At 41.2% G+C, this 23712-nt stretch carries 20 protein-coding genes and 1 tRNA gene; 20 read left to right on the forward strand and 1 reads right to left on the reverse strand.

Going from position 1 to position 23712, the window contains the following annotated elements:
• Positions 1–74: 74 nt before the first annotated feature.
• The 7 genes from glp to glyA all read left to right on the forward strand — a co-directional run bounded on the left by glp (position 75) and on the right by glyA (position 6895).
• Complete coding sequence (glp, locus tag U2P91_RS08355; protein ID WP_111889484.1) at positions 75–1298, forward strand: gephyrin-like molybdotransferase Glp; 1224 nt, start codon at positions 75–77, stop codon at positions 1296–1298.
• A 39-nt stretch (positions 1299–1337) separates the two neighbouring features.
• Entirely contained in the window at positions 1338–3278 is a 1941-nt protein-coding gene (locus U2P91_RS08360) for a molybdopterin biosynthesis protein (protein ID WP_111889485.1), read from the forward strand.
• A gap of 28 nt (positions 3279–3306) precedes the next feature.
• On the forward strand, positions 3307–4266 hold the full coding sequence (gene moaA, locus U2P91_RS08365; RefSeq protein WP_111889486.1) for a GTP 3',8-cyclase MoaA: 960 nt from the start codon (positions 3307–3309) through the stop codon (positions 4264–4266).
• 1 nt (position 4267) lies between these two features.
• On the forward strand, positions 4268–4765 hold the full coding sequence (gene moaC / locus U2P91_RS08370; RefSeq protein ID WP_111889487.1) for a cyclic pyranopterin monophosphate synthase MoaC: 498 nt from the start codon (positions 4268–4270) through the stop codon (positions 4763–4765).
• A gap of 17 nt (positions 4766–4782) precedes the next feature.
• Entirely contained in the window at positions 4783–5220 is a 438-nt protein-coding gene (locus U2P91_RS08375; protein WP_111889488.1) for an MOSC domain-containing protein, read from the forward strand.
• 226 nt (positions 5221–5446) lie between these two features.
• Entirely contained in the window at positions 5447–5635 is a 189-nt protein-coding gene (locus U2P91_RS08380) for a hypothetical protein (RefSeq protein ID WP_111889489.1), read from the forward strand.
• 18 nt (positions 5636–5653) lie between these two features.
• Positions 5654–6895 (forward strand): serine hydroxymethyltransferase, encoded by a 1242-nt coding sequence (gene glyA, locus U2P91_RS08385; RefSeq protein WP_111889490.1) that lies wholly within the window; start codon positions 5654–5656, stop codon positions 6893–6895.
• A 256-nt stretch (positions 6896–7151) separates the two neighbouring features.
• On the opposite strand, the gene U2P91_RS08390 is transcribed toward glyA, so the two are convergent.
• On the reverse strand, positions 7152–8414 hold the full coding sequence (locus U2P91_RS08390; RefSeq protein ID WP_111889491.1) for an MFS transporter: 1263 nt from the start codon (positions 8412–8414) through the stop codon (positions 7152–7154).
• A gap of 296 nt (positions 8415–8710) precedes the next feature.
• Here U2P91_RS08390 and U2P91_RS08395 point away from each other — a divergent pair, with 296 nt between their 5' ends.
• From U2P91_RS08395 to U2P91_RS08455, 13 genes are all read left to right on the forward strand, one after another.
• The gene (locus U2P91_RS08395) at positions 8711–10168 is read left to right on the forward strand and encodes a trimethylamine methyltransferase family protein (RefSeq protein ID WP_111889492.1); all 1458 of its coding nucleotides are present in this window, start codon (positions 8711–8713) and stop codon (positions 10166–10168) included.
• A 108-nt stretch (positions 10169–10276) separates the two neighbouring features.
• A complete protein-coding gene (locus U2P91_RS08400; RefSeq protein ID WP_111889493.1) occupies positions 10277–10909 on the forward strand; it encodes a cobalamin B12-binding domain-containing protein in 633 nt (210 codons plus the stop codon).
• 116 nt (positions 10910–11025) lie between these two features.
• Positions 11026–11829, forward strand: coding sequence for a methyltetrahydrofolate cobalamin methyltransferase (locus U2P91_RS08405; protein WP_111889494.1), 804 nt, complete (start codon positions 11026–11028; stop codon positions 11827–11829).
• Between the two features lie 168 nt (positions 11830–11997).
• A complete protein-coding gene (locus tag U2P91_RS08410; protein ID WP_111889495.1) occupies positions 11998–13464 on the forward strand; it encodes a glycine betaine uptake BCCT transporter in 1467 nt (488 codons plus the stop codon).
• A 90-nt stretch (positions 13465–13554) separates the two neighbouring features.
• Positions 13555–16491 carry a methyl-accepting chemotaxis protein gene (locus U2P91_RS08415; RefSeq protein ID WP_322519431.1) on the forward strand — a complete coding sequence of 979 codons (2937 nt, stop codon included), beginning with the start codon at positions 13555–13557 and terminating at the stop codon, positions 16489–16491.
• A gap of 69 nt (positions 16492–16560) precedes the next feature.
• Complete coding sequence (locus U2P91_RS08420) at positions 16561–17208, forward strand: DUF1638 domain-containing protein (RefSeq protein ID WP_322519432.1); 648 nt, start codon at positions 16561–16563, stop codon at positions 17206–17208.
• 324 nt (positions 17209–17532) lie between these two features.
• Positions 17533–18906, forward strand: a complete 1374-nt coding sequence (locus U2P91_RS08425) for a trimethylamine methyltransferase family protein (protein WP_322519433.1) — start codon at positions 17533–17535, stop codon at positions 18904–18906.
• Positions 18890–19576 carry a cobalamin B12-binding domain-containing protein gene (locus tag U2P91_RS08430; RefSeq protein WP_322519434.1) on the forward strand — a complete coding sequence of 229 codons (687 nt, stop codon included), beginning with the start codon at positions 18890–18892 and terminating at the stop codon, positions 19574–19576. The genes U2P91_RS08425 and U2P91_RS08430 overlap by 17 nt, the downstream gene beginning before the upstream one ends.
• Positions 19560–20264 carry a GntR family transcriptional regulator gene (locus U2P91_RS08435; RefSeq protein WP_162624561.1) on the forward strand — a complete coding sequence of 235 codons (705 nt, stop codon included), beginning with the start codon at positions 19560–19562 and terminating at the stop codon, positions 20262–20264. The genes U2P91_RS08430 and U2P91_RS08435 overlap by 17 nt, the downstream gene beginning before the upstream one ends.
• Positions 20265–20286: 22 nt before the next feature.
• The gene (locus U2P91_RS08440) at positions 20287–20970 is read left to right on the forward strand and encodes a GntR family transcriptional regulator (protein WP_111889501.1); all 684 of its coding nucleotides are present in this window, start codon (positions 20287–20289) and stop codon (positions 20968–20970) included.
• Between the two features lie 15 nt (positions 20971–20985).
• Positions 20986–21246, forward strand: coding sequence for a DUF1294 domain-containing protein (locus U2P91_RS08445; protein WP_322519435.1), 261 nt, complete (start codon positions 20986–20988; stop codon positions 21244–21246).
• 93 nt (positions 21247–21339) lie between these two features.
• Positions 21340–21424, forward strand: a tRNA-Leu gene (locus U2P91_RS08450).
• Between the two features lie 196 nt (positions 21425–21620).
• Positions 21621–23684, forward strand: a complete 2064-nt coding sequence (locus U2P91_RS08455; protein ID WP_322519436.1) for an Eco57I restriction-modification methylase domain-containing protein — start codon at positions 21621–21623, stop codon at positions 23682–23684.
• Positions 23685–23712 lie beyond the last annotated feature (28 nt).

Genomic DNA, 23712 nt, shown 5'->3' on the forward strand with positions numbered 1-23712 from the left:
AATGATATTGTTTTTTTTTACAATAATCGTTAGAATAGAAAGAAGACAAAAAAATTGATCGGTAAGGAGAAAAAATGGAGTTGCTGAAGGTAAAAACTATTGATGAAATGAAAAACATCATCAAAGAGACATTTAGAGCATTAACTTTAGAGAAAGAAACCATTGATTTAAGCGCTGGATTAGGCCGGGTATTGTCAGCGGATATCGTATCAACCATGGATGTCCCACACTTTGATCGATCAGTGGTGGATGGTTATGCGGTCAAGCTAACCGATGTTCAGGGTGCGGGAAGTGCTATACCGGGGTTTTTAAGAATTGTCGGGGAAGTCCAGATGGGCAAAGAAACGACTGAAAGTCTTAATCAGGGTGAAACCCTTTACGTTCCTACCGGTGGCATGGTGCCCGCCGGCACTGAAGCCATGATCATGATTGAATATACCGAAAAACTGGGTGAAAAAGATTTGGCCATTTACACCAATGCGGGTGCCAATGAGAATATGATGCGCATTGGTGATGATATCAGAAATGGGGAACTGGTTTTTTCCCGAGGACATCTCTTAAGACCCCAGGATATCGGTGTTTTATCGGCCTTGGGCTATTTACAAGTTGAGGTTTACAAGCGTCCCCGACTCAGTATTATTTCGACCGGGGATGAAATTATTCGGCCCGGAGAAACGCCGAAGCCAGGGGAAGTGATCGATATCAACACACCAGCCTTGGCAGCAGTGGCAAAACGCTTGGGTGCTGATGTCATTTCGACCGCTTATGCCAGAGATGACCAGGAGGAGATTCGCAAAGCCGTGGAGCTCGGAATAAAAAACGGTGATATGGTCATTCTTTCTGGTGGCAGTTCGATGGGCGAAAAAGATTATACCGTTCAGGTCATCGATGGACTGGGCGAGGTGCTTCTTCATGGTCTGGCCGTTAAACCGGGAAAACCGACAATCTTGGGAAGTGTTTTGCAAAAACCGGTAATCGGCTTACCCGGACAGCCGGCAGCCGCTATTATGGTACTGATGATTGTACTTCAGGAATTTATGAAACGCTACTATGATCAGGATTCTTTTAACAACCAAACCATCCAGGGGGTTTTGATGGAAAACATCCACGCATCACCAGGACGACGGACCTTCCAGACGGTGGCCATTAAAAAAACCGAAAAGGACATTGAAATTCGGCCAACTCACGGCAAATCCGGGATGATTACGCTGTTATCCTATTCGGACGGATACATTGAAATAACCGAAAACGAAGAAGGGAAAAATGCCGGAGACCGGGTTGAAGTGACCCTATTTTAGAAAGCTTATGCGTTACTTGCATCAGAACTGGAGGAGAGAATGAATACCGAAAATACCGGAAAAAAAGATGAACGGAATTTATATTTAAAAAATGAAGATCTGGATGTGGCGGTGGCCAAATATCTGGCCTTTTTATCTTTTGAAAAAGGGCCGCAAAAAGGCCGCTTGTTGCCAGTGATCGAAGCCCTGGGATGGGTGACGAAAGAGCCTGTTTTTGCGAAAATTTCGTCTCCTTATTATAATGCCTCAGCAATGGATGGCATCTGTGTGGAAGCGATGGAGATGATTGGCGTGGATGAACGTCATCCCCGGACCCTGATAAAAGGGACCGATTTTAATTTTGTCGATACCGGGGATGTGATTGCTGATCCCTATAATGCGGTGGTGATGATTGAAGATGTCATCATTAAAAGTGATAATGAAGTCAGCATCAACAGTCCGGTTTCGCTGTGGCAGCATGTCCGTCCGATTGGTGAAGATATCGTTGCCGGAGAACTGATTATCCCGGCCTTTCATCGGGTTCGTCCGATCGATTTAGGTGCCCTTTTAGCTGGCGGTATTACTGAAATTGAGGTCTTGGTCAAACCGCGGGTGGGGATTATTCCCACTGGTACCGAACTGGTGGAAGCCGGAGCGGCCATGGCAGTGGGAAAAATAATCGACTCCAATACCCATATGTTTGTCGGGTTGGCGGAAGAATACGGCGGTGAAGCCAAGCGCTATCAAACCGTTCGAGATGACTATGAGCTAATTAAAAACGCGATCGTTAAGGCCGTGGATGAAAACGATATGGTGCTGATCTCGGCCGGTTCTTCGGCCGGAACCGAAGACTATACCCGCAAGCTGATCGAAGAACTGGGTGAAGTGGTGGTTCATGGGGTGGCCATTAAACCGGGAAAACCAGTCGTTTTGGGAATCGTTCAGGGAAAACCGGTAATTGGCATTCCCGGCTATCCGGTTTCCGCCTACTTTGTCTTTGAAAGCTTTGTCAAGCCGGTGATTCTGGCCTTTAACCATCAGACCACAACAGAAGGTGTTACCATTAAAGCGATACTGTCCAAACGGCTGATGTCATCGCTAAAATACCTGGAGTTTGTGCGGATGAAATGTGGCCGGGTGAACCAGCGATTCATAGCAACACCACTGGATCGCGGCGCCGGTGTCACGATGTCGCTGGTGAATGCTGACGGGATTTTAAAAATTCCCAAAAATGTAGAAGGCTATGAAGCCGGGGAAGAGGTCGAGCTGATTCTCATGCGTCGCCGGGAAGAAATAGAAAATACCCTGGTTTCCATTGGCAGTCACGATGTGTTAATGGATATCGTCGCCAATATTATCCATAAGAATAAGCAACTGGTGAACCTGTCTTCAGCTCATGTGGGTAGTCTGGGCGGGATTATGGCGATCAAAAAAAGGGAGTGCCATATTGCACCGATCCATCTGCTCGATGAGGAAACCGGGGTTTATAATTGCTCCTATATAAAACGCTATCTGGCTGACGAAGCGGTAGAGCTGATTAAAGGTGTCAAACGAACCCAGGGAATGATTATCCCCAAAGGCAATCCAAAGAATATTCAGGGAATTGGGGATCTGATCCGGACCGATTTAAGCTTTGTTAACCGCCAACGGGGTTCAGGAACCCGGGTGCTGTTGGATTATTTATTAAAAGAAAATAAGATTGATAATAGTCAGGTGTTGGGTTATACACGGGAAATGAACACCCATATGATGGTCGCTTCGGCCGTGAAATCCGGTTCCTGCGACGTCGGTATCGGGGTTTTATCGGCCGCCAATATGATGGAACTGGATTTTATCCCGATCGGCGATGAAGACTACGATTTTGTAATTTTAAAAGAGAATCTGGGGGATCCCCGGGTGCAGATATTCATCAATGTGCTTAAATCCCAGGAATTTAAAGAAGCCCTTATGCAGCTGGGGGGATATGAAATAATACAGCCGGGAGAAATTGTTAAACCCTAGACATCACAAGGGAGAAAGCGGGAAGCAGATGAAGGATTATTATGGAAGAAAAATAAATTACATGCGTATCTCGATCACCGATTTATGTAATTTAAGATGTGTTTACTGTATGCCTGAAGAAGGGATTGTGAAACATCCCCATCAGAAAAATCTGTCCTTTGAAGAAATTCTGAATCTCATCAAAGCCGGGGTTTCACTGGGGGTCAACAAGATTCGGTTAACCGGCGGGGAACCACTTGTGCGTCATGGGATTGTTGATCTAGTTAGCCGAATCGGTGAAATTCCCGGAATTGATGATCTGACCATGACCACCAATGGGATTCTCTTGCCTAAATACGCCAAAGATTTAAAGAAAGCCGGCTTAAACCGGGTGAATATCAGTCTGGATACCTTTGATCCAGTTAAGTTTCATGAAATTACCCGGTGGGGTCATTTAGAAGATGTTTTTGCGGGGATTGCCGCGGCCAAGGCAGTAGGGATGGATCCAATAAAAATCAACACAGTGCTGATTAAGGATTTCAATGATAATGAAATTGAGACCTTTGTGAATTACACCAAAAATGAAGCGGTTGATGTGCGGTTTATTGAACTAATGCCCTTGGGTGAATCCAGTGATTTTGCAGAAAACAAATATCTCTCCAACGATGAGGTGTTAAAAAAAATGCCTGCATTAATGCCACTTCTGGAACCGGATAAAACCGGACCGGCGGAATATTATCAGCTACCCGGTGCCAAAGGCAGAGTGGGACTCATTAACCCTATTAGTAAACATTTTTGCAGTGAATGCAATCGGATTCGGGTAACTACCGACGGTAAGATCAAGCCCTGTCTTCATTCAGACAATGAGATTGATGTTATCGCATTACGAGAAGAAGGAAAAAGCTATCAGGAAATTTTACTCCAGGCGATTAATGAAAAACCGGAAAGGCACCATATCAACGAACATGAAAAACAGTTGCGCAGAAATATGAACGAAATTGGAGGATGACATGGACAAAGAAATTTTAGAGTTCACCCATTTTAATGACGCTGGTCGCAGCAAAATGGTGGACGTCAGCGAGAAAAAAAGCACCACCCGGGTGGCTGTTGCCAAAGGGGCTATCACGATGAAAAAAGAGACTCTGCAAAAGATAATTGATGGGCAGATGAAAAAAGGGGATGTGTTGGGTGTGGCCCAAATTGCCGGAATTATGGGTGTTAAGCGGACGGCCGACCTGATCCCGATGTGTCATAATATTTTTATTTCCGGCAGTGACATTGATTTTAAAATCGATGAGGTTAATTCCCGGATTCTAATTGAAGCAACGGTTAAAAACAGCGGCCAGACCGGAGTGGAAATGGAGGCGTTAATGGCGGTTTCAGTGGCCGCCCTGACCATCTATGACATGTGCAAGGCGGTTGACAAAGAGATGACCATTGAATCGATCTATCTGGCTAAGAAAACCGGGGGCAAATCCGGCGAGTTTATTAATCCCAATCATCAATAAAAAACAGGAGAAACAACATGAGTGGAAAAGTAATTGCAATTAATATCAGTGAGAAAAAAGGTGTCATGAAAAAACCGATTCCAATTGGAATTTTTATTAAGGATTTTGGTCTGGACGGCGATGCCCATGCCGGTAATTGGCATCGGCAGGTCAGCCTTCTCGGCCAGGAGAGCATTGATAAGATGATCGCCATGGGTGCGGCGGGACTATGTGCCGGAAATTTTGCCGAAAACATCACCACCGAAGGAATTTGTGTTTATGAACTCCCGGTGGGAACGAAGTTAAAAATCGGAGAAACGCTTCAGGAAGTTACCCAGATCGGCAAAGAATGTCATGCCGGATGCGAAATTGCCCAGCAGGTTGGGGATTGCGTGATGCCACGAGAGGGAATCTTTACCATTATCTTAGAAGGTGGTACCATCAAAGCCGGAGATGTCATTGAAGTGGTGGATTGATTAGACCGGAGTATCAAGATCATCGCTAAAACAACACAAAAAAACATGAAAATTGCGGTAACGGAAACCATTGAGCGAAAGATACCTTAAATTTTTCCGGAGATAGAATAATCATAAAAAAATGATGGAATGCGACTTGCATTATCAGAATTTAGTGTTACAATAGTAAATGTTATTGCCGCACAAGTGTCTTTCAGATGAAGACAGTCGCCTAATGGAGGACAATATGAATGAATTTATAAATAGTATGGCCGGAGTGGCCTGGAGTATCATCCCGGTATTACTGATCTTTTTTTTGATGTCAGGCATTATGTTTGTTTTTTATTTCAAAGTGAAAATTGAAGAAATATCGATCTATTTAAAAAGTATTGCAGCTTCCCTCGAAAGGCTTTCAAATCGGCGAAATGACTACTAGAGTTTTATGGAGGAATTTATGTTTTTTGAAGAAGTAAAAGTTGCAGATCCTGAGATTTATGAACTCATGGAAAAGGAATTGCATCGACAACAAAGTCATTTAGAGCTCATCGCCTCTGAAAACTTCGTGTCAGACGCAGTAATGATCGCTATGGGAAGCCATTTAACCAATAAATACGCTGAAGGTACCCCAGGACACCGCTTTTATGGCGGCTGTGTTCATGTGGATACCATTGAGCAGGTTGCCATCGATCGGGCCAAAGCACTTTTTGGTGCCGAACATGCTAATGTCCAGCCCCATTCTGGTGCTCAGGCCAATACTGCTGTATATATGGGGATTTTAGAACCCGGCGATACCGTTTTAGGGATGCGTTTGGATCAGGGCGGTCATTTAACCCATGGCAGTCCGGCGAATCTATCAGGTAAATATTATAATTTTATCTCTTATGGTGTAGATCAGGTAACAGAAACCATCGATTATGATGAAATAGAAAAACTGATTAAAGAACATCAGCCCAAACTGGTGGTCGTGGGAGCCAGTTCTTATCCCCGAGCTATTGACTTTGAACGCATTTCAAAGATGACCAAAGCCGCCGGTTGTTTTCTGATGGTGGATATGGCTCATATTGCCGGTCTGGTTGCCGCCGGACAGCATCAAAGTCCCGTGCCTTATGCGGACTTTGTCACCACCACCACTCACAAAACCTTGCGAGGTCCAAGAGGGGGCATTATTTTATGTAAAAAAGAATATGCCAAACTCATCGATAAGGGCGTGTTTCCGGGAACGCAGGGCGGTCCCCTGGAGCATATGATCGCAGCTAAGGCGATAGCCTTTAAAGAAGCAGCAACACCAGAATTTAAGGCCTACCAGGAACAAGTGGTCAAGAATGCCAAAGTATTGGCAGCGGCCCTTGAAAATCGGGGATTTCGGATTGTTTCCGGCGGAACCGATAATCACCTGATGCTACTAGATGTGAGCAAGGTTGGCTTAACCGGAAAAGAAGCCGATGACACCCTTGGGAAAGTCAATATCACCGCCAATAAAAACGCCATTCCTTATGATAAGGAAAGTCCTTTTGTCACCAGCGGAATCCGTGTTGGGACGCCAGCCATTACTACCCGGGGTCTGGTTGAAGCAGACATGGAAGTGGTAGCGGATGCAATCGAAGCGGCACTGATTAAAAAAGACATGGAACTGGCGCTTGAAAAAGTCGCCTTTTTAACCGAAAAGTATCCCTTATATCCGGGCTTGATGGGTTAACAAAAAAAGCGTTTAACAGATATTATTCTGTTAAACGCTTTTTTTATATAAAGCACCTCAATTTAACTTGGGGTGCTTAGTGTTTATTTAATATTTAATTAGAGAATGAATGAAAAACTTGTTATATCCACATTCAATATAACAATTAGAAGCAGGTTAAAAATAAATAGTGTTTGCTTGATTTCCTAAACTTAATTAATGGTAATAGTAGAAAAAACGTTTTATTTGCTGGTATTGATTTAATTGTAAGCGTTTTTTAAGACGCTTGCTCTTCTAATCGTTTAACTTCTTTTGTACGTTTAATTAGTAAAATAGATGAAAGAACCCCTAGAATACCACATACAACTAACAGGATGAAAATTTGATTGAAGCCAGCGGCAATATCTCCGGCGGCCTTTGCATCATCTAACCACTTGCCAAGAATTGGACCGTAAAATGCATCTGGCAGAAAAGCGATAAATGAAATAATGCCTGTAGCCATTCCGGTCATTCCAATGGGAATACCTGCCTGGTCCATTACAGACCAATAGGTTGATTTCAAGACGTTAGCCAAGAATGCAATTACTAAGGTTAAGAAGACACTTAATGCAACTATTTTAGCTGTTGTTAAAACGCCAATGATAGCTGCGATGATCGCTATAAAAAGGATGACAAATCCTTTTCCTTTGAATGTAAACTTATCCATAACGAATCCACCTATTACTCCTGCCAACAACACAATGATATAGCTTCTTACGATTCCGATGGCGCTAGCTGCAGTTGTTGAAATATTTAAGACTTGTACGGTGTAGGTTGTCATATATGCGTTGCCTAGAGCCCATGTGAAATAAGAGAACATAATGACAAGGATTGTGACCCAGACACCTTTATTTTTTAGCACATCGATAATTCGATATTTGGTTTCGCTAGTTGTTGCATGTTCTTCGTGTTTAATGTCTGTTTTTGGAAGAAAAAACAAGGCCAGCACAAAAAACATTGCACATACCCCGGCACCAAAGAGAAATAGCACCTTCATTCCAGCAGCTTCAGTGGCGGCTAAACCAACGATAGCAAGGAACGCAAAACCCATGATCGTTTGAATGACACCCCGCAAAGCTTCGCTACTACCAAACATTTTACTTTGGTTCTCCTTATTTGCTAAATTTCGAATCCCTTTCAGATAAGCAGACCACAAGGTAGCAATGCCAAAGAATCCGTAAAGTATGTGAATAACGAGTAGAACTGTGAAATTAGTAGTCATTGCAAAAGCAAACGTTAGTAGCGCTAAAGCTGCCAAAGTTGTGGAAATTAGGAATCGCATGGTAAATTTATCGGCCATCCAGCCACCAATAGGGTAGCATAGAGTATAGGTCAAATTTAAAGCCGAAGCCAAAATACCGATTTCCATATTTGAAAGTTGGTATGCAGCCGCAAATTGATCGTAAAAAGTATAGCGCAAAAACGGTAATTGGTATGCAAGAGCAACCGTTGCACTTAAAATTAAAAACACCATCGCATTTCTAAAGCCAAATTTTTTCATAATATCCTCCTAGGTCATGATTGCGAAATACATGTCTAGTGCAAAAATTATAACACGATAAATGTAAACGGTCAACATTTTTTTGATTTGAATAATTTGGCTAGTATTTTGACAAATTCGCCTTAATAATTAGCGGTGAATATGAGTTTATTTACAAAACTAATTTAGCCTATTAAATGTAGACGATTAATTCAATTAAATTTAGCAAAAAAACAGGGTTGACAATGGATTTGGAAGCATGGTATATTTGTCTTGCGAAATACATGTATTTATTAAAATCTTGGAGGTTATTTGAAATGTATATTAACAGACGTTTTTATGAAAAATATGTTTCTACACGCGATGTGGAACTGTTGCATGAGTATTCATTAAGAGTTTTAAAAGAAGTGGGTATTTCTTTTGCCAGTGAAGAAGCACTTGATATATTTAGAGAGCATGGAGCAACTGTTGAAGGAAATATTGTAAAAATTGATGAAGCACTTCTAAATAAGGCATTGGCAACAGCTCCAAAATCATTTACTGTAACGACGAGTGCCGGAGAAACTGCAATTGGAGAACGTTTTAAACCAAAAACAGTTGGCTGTTACGGGCCTTCAAAGTTTTTATTTGAAGATGATACCTACAGAGCCGCATTACTACCGGATGTAGTTAAATTCTTAAAACTGATGCATACCAGTGATGTAACTGACTTTGTCAATAATTCAGCGTATGATACACCAGATTTAGACAAAAACCAGGATAATTTTTATATTCCACAGGTGGCGTTATGCCTAAAATACTCTGATCGACCAACTTATGGTAACGTTGCAAATAGTTTAAATGTTAGGAATCAAAGTTTAAAGGACGCTGCGAAAGATATTGTTAAATTGTATAAAGAGTTCTATGACATCTGGGATCGACCGGTACTATTAACAAATTGTTGTGCGCTTTCACCTTTAGGGTATTCTTATGAGGTGCTGGATAACATCATGGGTCTTGTTGAAGAAGGACAGCCAGTTACAATTATTACTTGTTCAATGACTAATCTTACTGCACCAGCAGCATTGATGGGTTCAGTTATTCAGGACAATGCAACGATTCTGGCTGGTATTATATTAACACAATTGATTAATCCTGGTGTTGGGGTTATTTATGGGACAGTTTCGTCGCCAACTGATATGCGAAAAACGGCAATTGCGATTGGCTCGCCAGAAGCCCAACTGATTCAGATGTCAACGTTGGCTTTAGGACGTTACTATGGATTGCCCGTAAGAACCGGAGTAAGTGGTTCGGATTCGCTTAAACCGGACTATCAGGCTGGTGTGGAAACGATGACAACTTTAATGACTACCTATCTAGGAAAATCTGATTTCGCTTTGAATAATGCCGGGATCTTACAATCTTATGCGGTGGGCAGTTATGAAAAGTTTGTGTTGGATGAAGAAGTCAACCGGATTTTGATGCGATTAAACAAAGGTATCGATATCTCCGATACACACGCAAGTAAAGTATTTGAAGAAATAAAGAAAGCCGGTCCGTTAGGCAATTATCTATCCGGAAGAACACCAAAAGAGTATCGAAATGAGCATCATTTATCGGCGATTTTCAATAAAACGGCTGGTGATCCATCCGTCATATTTGAAGAAGTAGGAGACATTAGACAGCGGGCTACTAAACAGGTTGAGGAACGGCTGGCAAATTATAAAGCACCGAAATTAACAAAAAAACAACAAGATATGCTAAATCGTTATTTACCGGAAAGTGAAAAGTTTTAAGTTTAGAAACTTATGGTAGAAGGTTGAGTATTAGCGACTTGTTGGATTGAAATGAATAGGGATTAAACCGTAAGAAATAACGAAAAACAGAAAAGGATTGGTAAAAATATGTTAGATCTTAAAGTATTAACACAGGCAGTAGGAGATTTGGAAGAAGAACAAGTAATGGACATTTTAAAGGAATTTATAGATTCAAATCCATCAGAGCCGGAAGCACAAGAAGCCATTGCAGCATGCCAGAGTGGTATGGCAGTGGTTGGGGATCTTTTTGAAAAAGGCGAATATTTTGTTGGCGATTTGATTTTTGCCGGAGAATTATTAACAGAGTCAATTAATGTCTTGAAACCAGTTCTGGGAAGTGGTGAAACGGTTGTTGCTGGAACAATTATACTTGGCACGGTCCATGGGGATCTCCATGATATAGGTAAAAATATCTTTAAAAGCATGTCAGAAGCAGCGGGATTTGAAGTGATTGATCTCGGAATCGACGTTGCACCAGAACTTTTTGTAAAAACGGCAAAAGAAAACAAGGGCTGTATTATTGGAATGAGCGGCGTTTTAACTTTAGCTATTGATGCGATGAAAGAAACAATAGAATTAATTAAAGTGGAAGGTATTGATTCAAAGATTATCATTGGAGGCAATCCCGTTACCAAGGAATCTTGTGAGATTGTTGGTGCAGATCAGTATACAACAAATGCTGCTGAAGGGGTTAAAATATGCCAGGGTTGGGTAGCATAAAAATCTATATTAAAAGTTGAGTGATTCGGTAATTACTGAGAGAATACGATAATCAAATACATAGAAGATGAGTCGCTATTTACTTGTCTTCTATGCTTAATTTAAGGAGACAAAGCATGATCATAATTGGAGAAAAAATTAACGGAACGATTCCATCCGTAAAAGAAGCCATCGAAAGAAGAGATGCTGATTTCATCAAAAATCTTGCGATTAAACAAACTGAAGCAGGAGCACATTTTATTGATGTATGTGCAAGTACTGCACCAGAATATGAAGTCGAAACCCTGAAATGGCTGATGGAAGTAGTTCAGGATGCAACAGAGACCCCTCTTGGTATAGATAGCCCTAATCCACAGGTTATTGAAGCTGTTTTCAAATATGCTAATAAACCCGGTTTGATCAATTCAATTTCTGAAGAAGGTGACAAATGCGAAGTATTGTTACCATTATTAGAAGGGAATAGCTGGGAAGTAGTCGGCTTGACCTGTGATAACAATGGCATACCCAATGATGTCGAAACGAAATTGAACATCACTAAAATTATGGTTGATAAAGCTGCAAAATTTGGAATAACCCCAGATCGCATTCATATTGATCCCTGTGTGATGGCATTATCAACGGCAAATAACTCGATGTTGAATTTTGCGGAGGAAATAAGAAAAATTAAGGAATCGTATCCGACTATTCATGTAACCGGTGCTATTAGTAATATGTCATTTGGTTTACCGATAAGATCGCTTTTGAATAAAACTTGTATGGCTTTTGCTATTCAGGCAGGTATGGATTCTGCAGTATTGGATCCTCTGAACCGTGATATGATGGGTACGATTTTTGCAACCTATGCACTTCTTGGCAGAGATAAACATTGTCGAAAATATAGTAAAGCATATCGTCAGGGACAGATTGGGGCGGTTAAATAATACGCGTGGTTTAAAAAATATGATTACAGTTTCATTGCTATCATAGTTCCATTTCATTGGTTTGGTCGAAACGGAACTATGACAAGCTGTGAATTAAGGGTGTTTACTCAGTCACAATAGCTAAAAGTGTAAACACTGAGTCTGAGAATTAATAGAAAGGAAAACGAAATGGTATTTTATGCTTCACTGGTCTTTCTTTTGCTTTTTTTGGGATTTGGATTTTTGTTTCCAGAGGCTTTATTAGCATTTACGAATGGTTTGTTCGGATTGATCACCAATGACCTGGGCTGGCTGTATTTGGCAACCGGTCTGGGAATTTTGCTTTTTGCCTTGTTTCTAGCTTTTGGAAAATATGGAAAAATACGTCTGGGGGGTGATGATGATCGTCCAGAGTACTCGAATTTTTCCTGGTTTGCCATGCTTTTTAGCGCAGGAATGGGGATCGGGCTAGTATTCTGGGGTGTTGCTGAACCGGTTTTTCATTATGCTCAACCGCCGATGGGGATTGAACCGTCCTCGACGCAGTCAGCGATGATGGCGTTTCGCTACACTTTTTTACATTGGGGTTTTCATCCCTGGGCGATCTATGCCATCGTGGGATTGGCACTGGCATATGTTACCTTTCGAAAAAAACTGCCATGTCTGATCAGTTCAACCCTATACCCATTGTTGGGAGAAAAGATCAAGGGGCCAATAGGCTATTTCATCGATACTCTGGCGTTAATTCTAACCGTAATTGGGGTTGCCACCTCGTTGGGGATGGGGGCTTTACAGGTGAATGGCGGATTGAATACGTTGTTTAATATTCCCAATACAATCACCACGCAGGTTGTTATTATTGTGGTTATCACAATTTTGTTTTTGACTTCCGCAGCAACAGGATTAAATAAAGGTATTAAGATACTCAGCAACACCAATATTATTATTGCCGTGTTGCTTTTGCTGTTTGTATTGATATTTGGACCAACCATATTTATTATCGACACTTTTTTTGTGAGTATCAGCGGTTATATCGAGAATATTTTATCGATGAGCCTGGCTCTATCACCCTTAAAAAAAGATCCCTGGATCGGCACCTGGACGATTTTCTATTGGGCCTGGTGGTTGTCCTGGGGGCCATTTGTGGGAACCTTTATCGCCAGAATTTCGAAGGGGCGGACCGTCAGGGAATTTGTTCTGGGTGTAGTTATTCTGCCAGCCGTTTTTTGTTGTTTCTGGTTTACGGTATTTGGGGGCACGGCCTTATATTTCGAAATATTCGAGGGCGTTGACATTGTTGCTCAGGTTACTAATGATATCACCGTTGGATTATTTGCCACTTTGGCGCAATTGCCATTAGGAAATGTAATATCAATAATTGCAACTTTGTTGATTATAACATTTTTTGTTACCTCCGCCGATTCAGCAACCTTTGTGATTGGCATGTTCGCAAGAAATGGGGATTTGAATCCAGATACTAAAATTAAAATGATCTGGGGCATCCTACTGTCGTTGATAGCAATTGTTTTGCTTTTCAGCGGGGGCCTGGTAGCGATACGTAATACCTCAATTATCATGGCTTTGCCATTTTTGATTATCATTATTCTGATGTGTATCTCCTTATATCAAGGATTGCAAAAAGAAACAAAAGACTAAATTAGTACAGGATTAACGATGCTTCTACTTGCCATAGACATGGTTAGTGAGCATTGAAAAAGGTTGGATGTAAGCGAAAGGAAAATTGGTATGGAGAGCAACAAAAGAATTCCGAAATTTAAGTCAATTCAGGTAAAACTATTGATCATCCCACTGATCTGTGTATTAGCAGGGGTAGTAATGATTGGTGGCATTTCTTCGTATTTAACCCGAAACAGTCTATTTGCCGAAATGGAGCGAAATGGTTTCACGTCGTCACAGCGATTTGTGGATCGGATTGAAGATAACACCGAGGCCGTTAGAACCATGAACGAAATGCTAGAAAACCAGATTCGCAGTGTTGGAAATGTTATCATTGGTAATCGCGGTGCTATCAACGATGCTTATCTGAGCCAGCTGGCCACGCAAACCGGGATCGATCATATCTATTGGTATAATCCATCTGGGGAGATTATCAATGCTGCCAATGGTGAATATCTGGGCTGGAAGGCCGAGCCGGGCGATCCTATCCATAATTATATGATCAGCGGCGCACCGGAGTTGATGGAAGATATCAGAAAGAATACAGACAGTGAGAAATCCTTCAAATACGGTTATCTGAAAAGCAACACCGGGGAGTTTGTCCAGGTCGGGGTTTCGGCCACTCGAGTGCTGGAATTAACCGGAAAGTTTGGCTATCAGGCCCTCATTGATGAACTGGCATCGGATGATAGCATTGTCTTTGCAAGCTTTATTGATAAAAATCTGATTGCTGTGGCCGACAGTGACAGCAACGATATCGGGAAAAGCTATCAAGATGATGAAGCGATTAAGAAGGTCGCCATTGATGGCGAAAGGAATGCCTCAGAGTATTTTTATGAGGATGAGAATGTCAATGTCTATGATATTGTCTATCCGGTAGTCGTCAATGGGGAACTTCAGGGGGCATTAAACATTGGCTATTCAATGAAGGGCGTTCAGGCTACCATCACTAAAAATATCCTGCTGATTGCCCTTGCCGGTCTAATTATTTTTATGGTGTTGGCGATGATCCTTTATAAAATCGCTAATTCGATCACCAAACCGATTTTGAATGTGAATCGGATGATCAAAGAAATGCGCAAAGGCCATCTGGGGATGCGTTTAAACATTGATTCGCAAGATGAAATTGGCGAAATGGCTGCGGTGATGGATGAGTTTGCTGATGATTTACAACATGTCGTGATCGGAACCATGAAGCAGATTTCAGCAGGGGATGTTTCGGCCAATATCGATATTACCGATGAACAAGATGAAATCAACCCGGCCCTGAAACAAACCATTGAAACAATTCGGAATCTGATCCAGGAGTCGACGGGTTTGTCCCAGGCTGCCGTGGCGGGAGAATTACAAAAAAGAGGAAATGCCGAAGCATTTGAAGGTGGATTTCGGAGTATTGTCGAAGGGGTCAATGCGACTTTCGATGCCGTCGTGGGACCACTTCAGATCACCGCCGAATACCTGGATAAGATCGGTCAGGGCGAGATTCCGGAGAAAATAACGACAACCTATGCTGGCGAGTATGATAACCTGAAACAGAGCATCAACGCTTGTATTGAAGGATTAGGTGCTCTAAAAGAAGGCAATCGAGTGCTTGATTTAATGAGTCGAAACGACTTAAGTGAGAAAATTGAGCAACAATATCAGGGTATTTATGGTCAAATTGGAGCAGAAATTAATTCGGTCCACAGCCAACTGCTGGGAATCGTCGATATTGCTAATCATATTGAAGTCGGCGACCTTAGCGATTTAGAGGACTTGAAAGCCATTGGCAAGCGCAGCGAAAAGGATGATCTGGTACCCAGTCTGATTGGGATGATGGAAAATATCAGAACCCTGGTTGAAGAGACCCAGATGATGGCACAAACAGCCGTGGCCGGTGATCTCAGTTTCAGAGGCGATCCGGATAAGTTTGCAGGTGAGTACGCCAAGGTGATTGCAGGTTTTAACCAAACTTTGGAAGCGTTGATTCGGCCCATCAATGAAGCCTCAGAAACTCTGAAAGAGCTGGCAGAGGGCAATCTCAATACTATCATGATAGGCGATTATCAGGGGGATCATGCCATCATCAAAAAAGACATGAACCAGACCATTGCTAATTTGAAGCGCTATGTCGGTGAAATTACCAGCATGCTGGAAGAAATCAGCCAGGGAAATCTGGACCAGGAAATAACGTCCAGTTACACCGGAGATTTCCGGGCCATCAAAGCGGCACTCAATGGCATCAGTTCCAGCTTGAGTAGCACCATGGCCGAGATTGATGTGGCCGCCGTTCAAGTGGAAATGGGGGCTCGACAGATCTCCGATGGCGGCCAGGCATTGGCTCAGGGCACCACTGAACAGGCCAGCTCGATCCAGGAACTCACGGCCTCCATTGAAGAAGTGGCCGATGAAACCAAACAGAATGCCCTCCGGGCCAATGATGCCAATGAACTGGCTGTGCGGGTTCGGAAAAATGCCGAAGTGGGCAATAGCCAAATGACAAAAATGATTATTGCTATGGGTGATATTGACGAATCATCCAAGAGCATTTCCAAGATTATTAAGGTGATTGACGACATCGCCTTCCAGACCAATATTCTGGCCCTTAATGCCGCCGTGGAAGCAGCCCGGGCCGGTCAGCACGGTAAGGGTTTTGCGGTCGTCGCCGAAGAAGTGCGAACCCTGGCCGCCCGAAGTGCCGAAGCCGCAAAAGAAACCACCGGTCTGATTGGAGGCTCCATTGAGAAGGTTGGCGTGGGCACAAAAATTGCCGATGAAACCGCCGAAAGCCTCAAAGAGATCTTGAATGAAATTGAAAAGGTCACCAGCTTAGTGGGTAATATTGCCCGGGCTTCCAATGATCAGGCGTCCGAAATTGCTCAGATCACCCAGGGGATTGAACAGGTTTCCCAAGTGGTGCAGACTAATTCCGCCACCGTCGAAGAAAGCGCGGCGGCCAGCGAAGAATTATCCGGTCAGGCTGAAATGCTCAAGCAGATGGTAGGGGTATTCAAGTTACAACAATAAAGCAAACAGAATTAATATTGGATAACGACGTTAGAAGTACACAGGGAGTATCAAGGAAAGGGTATAAAAATGAAAAAAGTTATGATTGGCTGCAGTGTTTTAAAAAAGGAAATTGAAGCAATGTTTGATTGTCCAGATCTTGAATATCGCTGGCTTAAAGAGCAACTCCACAACACGCCGGAACTGCTTCATACTGAAATACAAAATGCAATTGATGCTGAAACAGATGCTGATATAATCTATCTATGTTATGGCTTGTGCGGAAAAGCACTGGTTGATATTCAGGCAAAATCATGTTCTTTGGTAATACCCAGAGTTGATGACTGCATTGCGATGATTTTGTATGATCACACCGATCTTGGAGCACTGCGCTGCTCATCTTACTTTGTTTCTCAGGGCTGGCTTTGGGGCGAAGATGGAATTGGCTATGAACATGATCGGATAAAAGAAAAATATGGCGAAAAACGAGCTTTGAAAATTGCCAGGGCAATGTTTAAAAATTATCAATATCTATTGTTTATCCATACTGGCGTTGAAACTAAGGAAGATAAAGATAAATGCGACGCAATGGCTGAAAAATTAGGATTGAAAGTCAATGAGACTACCGGAAATATTCGTATTTTGGATGAGATGGTAAGCGGTTGCAAAGATGAACGGTTTATCCGATTAGCTCCAGGAGAAGCGATTACGGAAGAAATATTTCGGCATGCAGATTAGGAATTAGAAGCGTATTAAAAATATTAATGTTGACAATAAGGTTTCCCTAGCGTTTGCAATTGAAAAAAGGGTGGTATAACTTATTTATAAGAAATTTTAAACCATATGTCATACAGCTTGTTTCATTTTATAATTAAAACAAGACTTCTATTAAGTTCTTTAGATGGCATAATGGCCAAATCCAAGGCATTATCATCACAGCCGAAAACGATGATAGGCTAGATAGCGACAGAAAATTATCATGGTGAAATGGTAAACAAACCGAAGTTGTTATGATATAATCTAAAGAAGTGTTTAATTGAGGAAATGCAGGGGGTAGTGATCATGAAATTAACGCTTAGTATTTCGAAAAAAGAATGTGATCTCATTCACGAACAATCGTTAAAATTGTTAAAAACGATGGGAATCACAGTTTTTTCGAAAGAGGCACTTGATGTTTTTCGAAAAGCGGGTGCAAGAGTACAAGGCAAACAAGTTTTTATTGATTCTCATCTGATTGAAGAAAGTATTAAACTGGTTCCCCGGGCATTTCCAATTTATTCAAGCAGCAGGAGAGTAGTGGTAGGAAAGGGAGAAATATGTACGTTGCCGCCTTATGGCGGAACAACTGTGTCCAGGAATGAACAGATTGCATTAGGGACACGAAATGATTATCTCAACTTTACAAAACTGAATCAGCTTAATGATAATATCAGTATGGCTTGTCCTTACACCGTAGAACCCTTCGATATTCCTTTGGATCAAAGGAATAGTTACCGTATAGCGATGATTTTAAAATATTCAGATAAACCAAGTCTTTCTGTTGTAGGTGGGAAGGAAGACTCGCGTAGATGTATAGAGATGGTTCAAAAATACCATGGGATCAGAAACAAGCCAGTAGTTCTTGGCAATGTGAATGTATCATCGCCTATGATCATGGGGCACTCGACAACGGAAGTTATTACGGTCCATTGTGAAGAGAATCAACCCTTGATGATTGCCTGTGGAAGTGGATTAAGTGGATTAACAGCACCTCCCACGCCCGGTGGAAATTTATTATTAGCGAACGCGGGGATTCTAGCTGGTATCGTTTTTGCTCAGATACAAAGCCCGGGTTTACCGATAATATATGGACTTCCATTATTCGGGGTTGATCCTTTCAATGCTGAAACATCAGTGGGAAGCTCAGCAACTGGGTTGTTTACTCTTGCGGCAAAGGGGATGGCTCAATATTATCAAATTCCATTTCGGGCCGGGGGTACATTTACAGACTCAAAATACCTGGATTATCAAAGTGGTTTTGAGAGTGGTATGAACCTTTTATCGAGTTTGCTTGCTGAAGTTGACTGCTTGATGCATAGCTTTGGGATGGAAGATACACTCAGAACTATTAATTATAATAAGTATATCTTAGATGAATACATGTATCTAAGCCTTAAAGACTTTTTGAAAGGGATGGATATTAACGATGTTACGGTTATGACGGATGAAATTTTAAGAGCCGGATCAACAGGTAATTATATTTCCTCAAGGAATCTTAAATTAATACGCAAGCAATACCCAAAACGTGGTTTTGGAGAAGGAAAAACAAGAGAAGAAATGTTAAAAGAGACTGATGAGGAAATAAAACGACGATTGAATAGTTTTGAATTTTCTGCCCCAACAAAAGATCAAATTAAAATATTAAGAGGTTATTTACCAGATGAATATATCGATTAAAAATCCTGCCAGTGCTTCTACTTTAAATAGTATCATTGAGGCAATGAAAAAAATAGAGGAAAAAAAAGTCCTGAAACTTGTGAATTATGCCATTCGTGAAGGTGCTTCTCAAGCTCAGATTATCGAGGCAATTCAACGCGGGTTGGATCAAATTGGTCGTTTTTTTGAAGAAGGACGATACGGAGTCACTGATTTGATGATGGCTGGTATTATTTTTGAAGAGGTTTTAAAATTACCAAGTTTAAAATTGATTAATGAAGAATCAGAAGAACCAATTGGCAGAATTTTGCTTTGCACCATCGAAAGAGATTTGCATGATATTGGAAAGTCGATTTTCAAGAGTGCAGCTTTAATGTCTAATTTTGAAATAATTGATATGGGTATTAATGTAACTGCGGAAGAGATATTAAATGAAACCATCAATCGTAAGCCAGACATTATTGCGATTAGCTCAATTTTAGCGGAAGGAGTTAGATATATTAAAGAAGTTAATGAAAAACTTGTCGCAGCTGGGATTAGAGGCCAAGTTAAAATAATCGTTGGCGGACTCTCAACTCATCGTCAGGCGATTGAATATACCGGTGTGGATGCCTTTGCAAATGATGTATATGAAGGTGTTAAACAATGTAAAAACTGGATAAATGAAGGAGGCGATGATTATCAATCATAAATATGAAGATATTGCTGAGAATATCAAATATAAGATTCATAAGAGCTTTTATCCAGTTAATTCTGCGATTCCCCCAGAAAATACATTGGCTGATGAATATGGAGTCAGTCGTATCACGGTTCGTAACGCAATTTCAAAGCTAATTGATGAAGGTTATATATACTCAATCCCTGGCAAAGGAAATTTTGTTCTGGAAAAACACAATGATAAATATCTCATTTCATTAAAAACGGAAAATCTATTAATGAAACCATACCAAAGGGTTGAACTCTTAGGTTCGGAAATTATAAAACCAACCATTGACTTAGTTTATCATCTCAGAATAGCACCGGATGCCCGAGTTGTTTATATACGTTGGGTTTTGCTTAATGACGAAAAGCCAATTGCGTATGATATCCAGTACATTCCATACTTCCCGGGGATAACAGTATGGAACGATAATTTTGAATACACCAGTTTCAGTGAAATATTATCACAAAAGAATAGGCTCTTTCAGATGCAGGGAAAAATGAATGTTTCTGGTGTTAATTGTGAATTAAATATTGCGAAAATACTTAAAATACCTGTAGGAACCCCAGTTATGCAAATAACTCAAAAAATCTTGGATGATGATGAGCCAATGGGTTATCGGCAACTGTTTATAAAAAGAGAGTGGTGTTGCATTCGTGGAAATTCTCACCAAGAATAATAGATGAGGATCGTGAGGAAAAGTGAAAATATACGAGCGGATTGAGAAAGATATTCTTCTAGATATAAAAAGTGGCTTACTTAAGCCGAATGAAAAACTACCGACAAATCAGGAATTGGCAGAAAAGTATCATACAAGTGGTGTAACTGTACGTAAGAGCTTGGCAACGCTTGTAAATAAAGGATATTTGATATCCATTGAGCGAGTGGGTACCTTTGTTAAGGAACGGGAAAAAGATTTGTTCTTAATTAATTTTTCTCTCGAAAATAGTATCAATGAAGAAATAACTGATACCGAGATAGAGGATATTTTAATTTCGGTGGCACAAATAAAAGGGCAACGACGGGAATTAAAAACACTGGAGATTAGACGGATGTATTTTTCAGGTTCAATGCCAGTGGGTTATAGTATTGACTCATTATTTCTGAAAGGTCACTATCTTACTGAAGGGGTTGAAAAAAAGGCAGAGAAAAACATTGCCATTATGAATCGGATCTTTAATAGCTATGAAGTAAAAAAAACAATTGAAGTCACAATGGATTATCCCAATAAGTACATATCAAATAGACTTTTAATTGATGAAAGTATGCCAATGCTTTGTATTAATTTGCATTTTTATACGTTGGATGATCATCCGATTGGTAAAAGTATCATATATGTCTTAGGCGAAAATATCGAACTGAATGGAAAATCATTCTATGAATAAAGGAAATAATGCCAAATGAGTTATTTGATAAGCTACCTGACCATCATTAATCTGATTACCTTTGTCTTTTTCTGGAATGACAAGAGGCGTTCGAAAAAGGAGGCCTGGCGGATTCCTGAAAAAACCCTACTTGGTTTATGTCTGCTTGGCGGTTCTATCGGTGGATTTATCGGAATGCGGGTGTTTCATCATAAAACAAAGCACTTTTTATTTTCCTGGGGGATTCCGATTCTTTTGATTTTTCAGATTGGGCTGAGTCTGTTTCTTTTGTTATGAGGATTGAATTAGCTGGCTTAAAAAAAGATGTACTCAGACCTTGACAATACACTCAAAAGAGTGTATTCTATAGTGGTGTTCAAAATGACTTATGCGAGAGTGTTGGAACTGGCAGACAAGCACGTTTCAGAGGCGTGTGTCGCAAGGCGTACGGGTTCGACTCCCGTCTCTCGCACCATTTAGGATTTTCAGAAACGGCTATTGACGGCCGTTTTTTTTATGTTGTAAATTAATATTAGCGCGTGTTACCATTACTTCTGGCGACATGGTGTATTTTCTAAATCGTTTATTTCAGCCTTTTTCTTATCTTTTTCAGGCAAATGATGTTATAATAACCTGGTGAGACGAACATCAATTAAATGAAAGAGGTTTTAATGAAGTTTCAGGAGATTTCAGATAAGCTGACACAATTTATTAATCGATATAATTACCTGGCTGAGGAGCAACCTGCCAACGTGCTTTTTTTGCTTAAGTGCATTGTGTTAAAATATCTGGTAGATAATCAGCGCCTTGATTTTGAAGTCCATCAGAAGGATATCAAAAAGAATTTTACCCTTGATTATATCCTGGGACTCTGGCAGGGGAAGCCCCTTCAGGTGTCTTTCTGGGAGCAAGAGCAGATAGACCCCCAACCGATTGGGAACGAAGTTTGGGATTGGGTCAGTGATTTAACCACCGCAGCACCATCCTTGGCAGGAGAGAATCCGAGGCTGATTGGCAGCCTTTACGAAGCAAGTCTGCTAATCAATCATAAGAAAAACCACGGTATCTTCTATACCCCAGAAAACATCGCTACTTATATGGCTTCCAATGTGCTTGGTACATACGAAGTGGGGGACAAATTAGAAAAAATCCGGGTCTTGGACCCGGCTTGTGGGAGCGGATCTCTGTTAAGTGCAATTTATGACACGATTATTTTAAAAAATGGCGAATTGAGTCCATGCGAAAGACAAACGCAGCATCGCCAGCTCCTGGAAACCTGTCTGCTGGGCGTGGATCGGGATTCCATTGCCTGTCTTGTGACTCGGCTGATCCTAACCTTAAAAGGAAGTGAATATGTTAACCCCCTGGGGGTTATTTGTGGGGATATTCTTACCGAAGAATTAATAAACCCTCAATCGGTGGATGTGGTAATTGGGAACCCGCCTTATGTGGGTCACAAGGAAATCCAGACCGACTATATGAAGCTGCTCAAAAACCGCTACGGTGAGGTATACCGAGACAAGGGCGATCTTTCCTATTGTTTTATTTACCGGGGTTGGGAACTGCTAAAGCCCGGAGGACAATTAATTCATATCACTTCCCGTTATTTTGTTGAAGCCTTTTACGGAAAACCGTTACGGGTCTTTATCAGGAAAGCTTTTGCAATCCAGGAGGTCATCGATTTTAATGGGTTACGGGTTATTGAAGGGGTTGGGGTTGATCCGGCTATTATTAAGCTAGTGAAAAAGACACAGATTGATGAGGGGCAAACCATTCAAGTTAAACGCTTTTTCATCAAAAGCCATAAACCTGAAAGCTACCCAAAACTGATCCAATCACTTAATCAAAACAATTGGCAAGGTGATCTTTATGAGTCATTTGAACTACTGCAAGCCCAGCTCAGTGATGATTCATGGCGTCTTTATTCGCCAGTTATGCAGGGAATTATAGAAAAAATTGAGAAAAAAACACCCTTTACCCTGGATAATGTAGTGCAGAGTTTTCAGGGCATTATTACCGGCAATGACAAGGCCTTTATCTTTGAACAAACTGATCCGACACTTTGTGCCTTTGACCCGGCGTTATTAAAATCCTGGATTAAAAATAAGGATGTGAGGGCTTACCAGATAACAAGCCCCCAAAAGAAAATCCTCTATACCAATCGGATTGGGGCCATTGATTTGTACCCGGAGGTAGTCGCGCATCTGGAAAAACACCGGGAAAAACTTAAAAACCGTCGGGAATGCAAAAACGGTAAGCTGGCCTGGTATAAGCTTCAGTGGGGTCGGGATCCGGATCATTTTGAAGGACGAAAAATTATTTTCCCCTATAAGGCAACCCAGAATCGTTTTGCGATCGATGAGAATAAATGCTATTTCAGTGCCGATGTTTACGGAATGATTCTTAAACCGCGGCTTTACCATCAGGTCACTGAGGAATTTCTGGTGATGCTGTTAAACAGCCGGTTGTATAATTATTATTTTAAATCCTACGGAAAAAAATTGGGGGATAAACTTTATGAGTATTATCCAAACACCCTGCTACGGTTAGGAATACCCGATATTAAAGAGGATACAATTAAGGTTTTTAAAGATACTTATGATAAAATTGTAGACTTAAAGAAAAATGGAAGCGCTTTAGAATCAGGCAAGATTCTTGCTGAAATCGACAGATGGTTCTATGACTATTTTGAGTTAAGTCAGGCAGAAATAGCAGTGATTGAAACGAACCGGTAATTAAAAACCCCGAGCGTTTTATAATTAA

It is taken from the genome of Acetobacterium sp. K1/6, from assembly GCF_034438075.1.
Classification (GTDB): Bacteria; Bacillota; Clostridia; order Eubacteriales; family Eubacteriaceae; genus Acetobacterium; species Acetobacterium carbinolicum.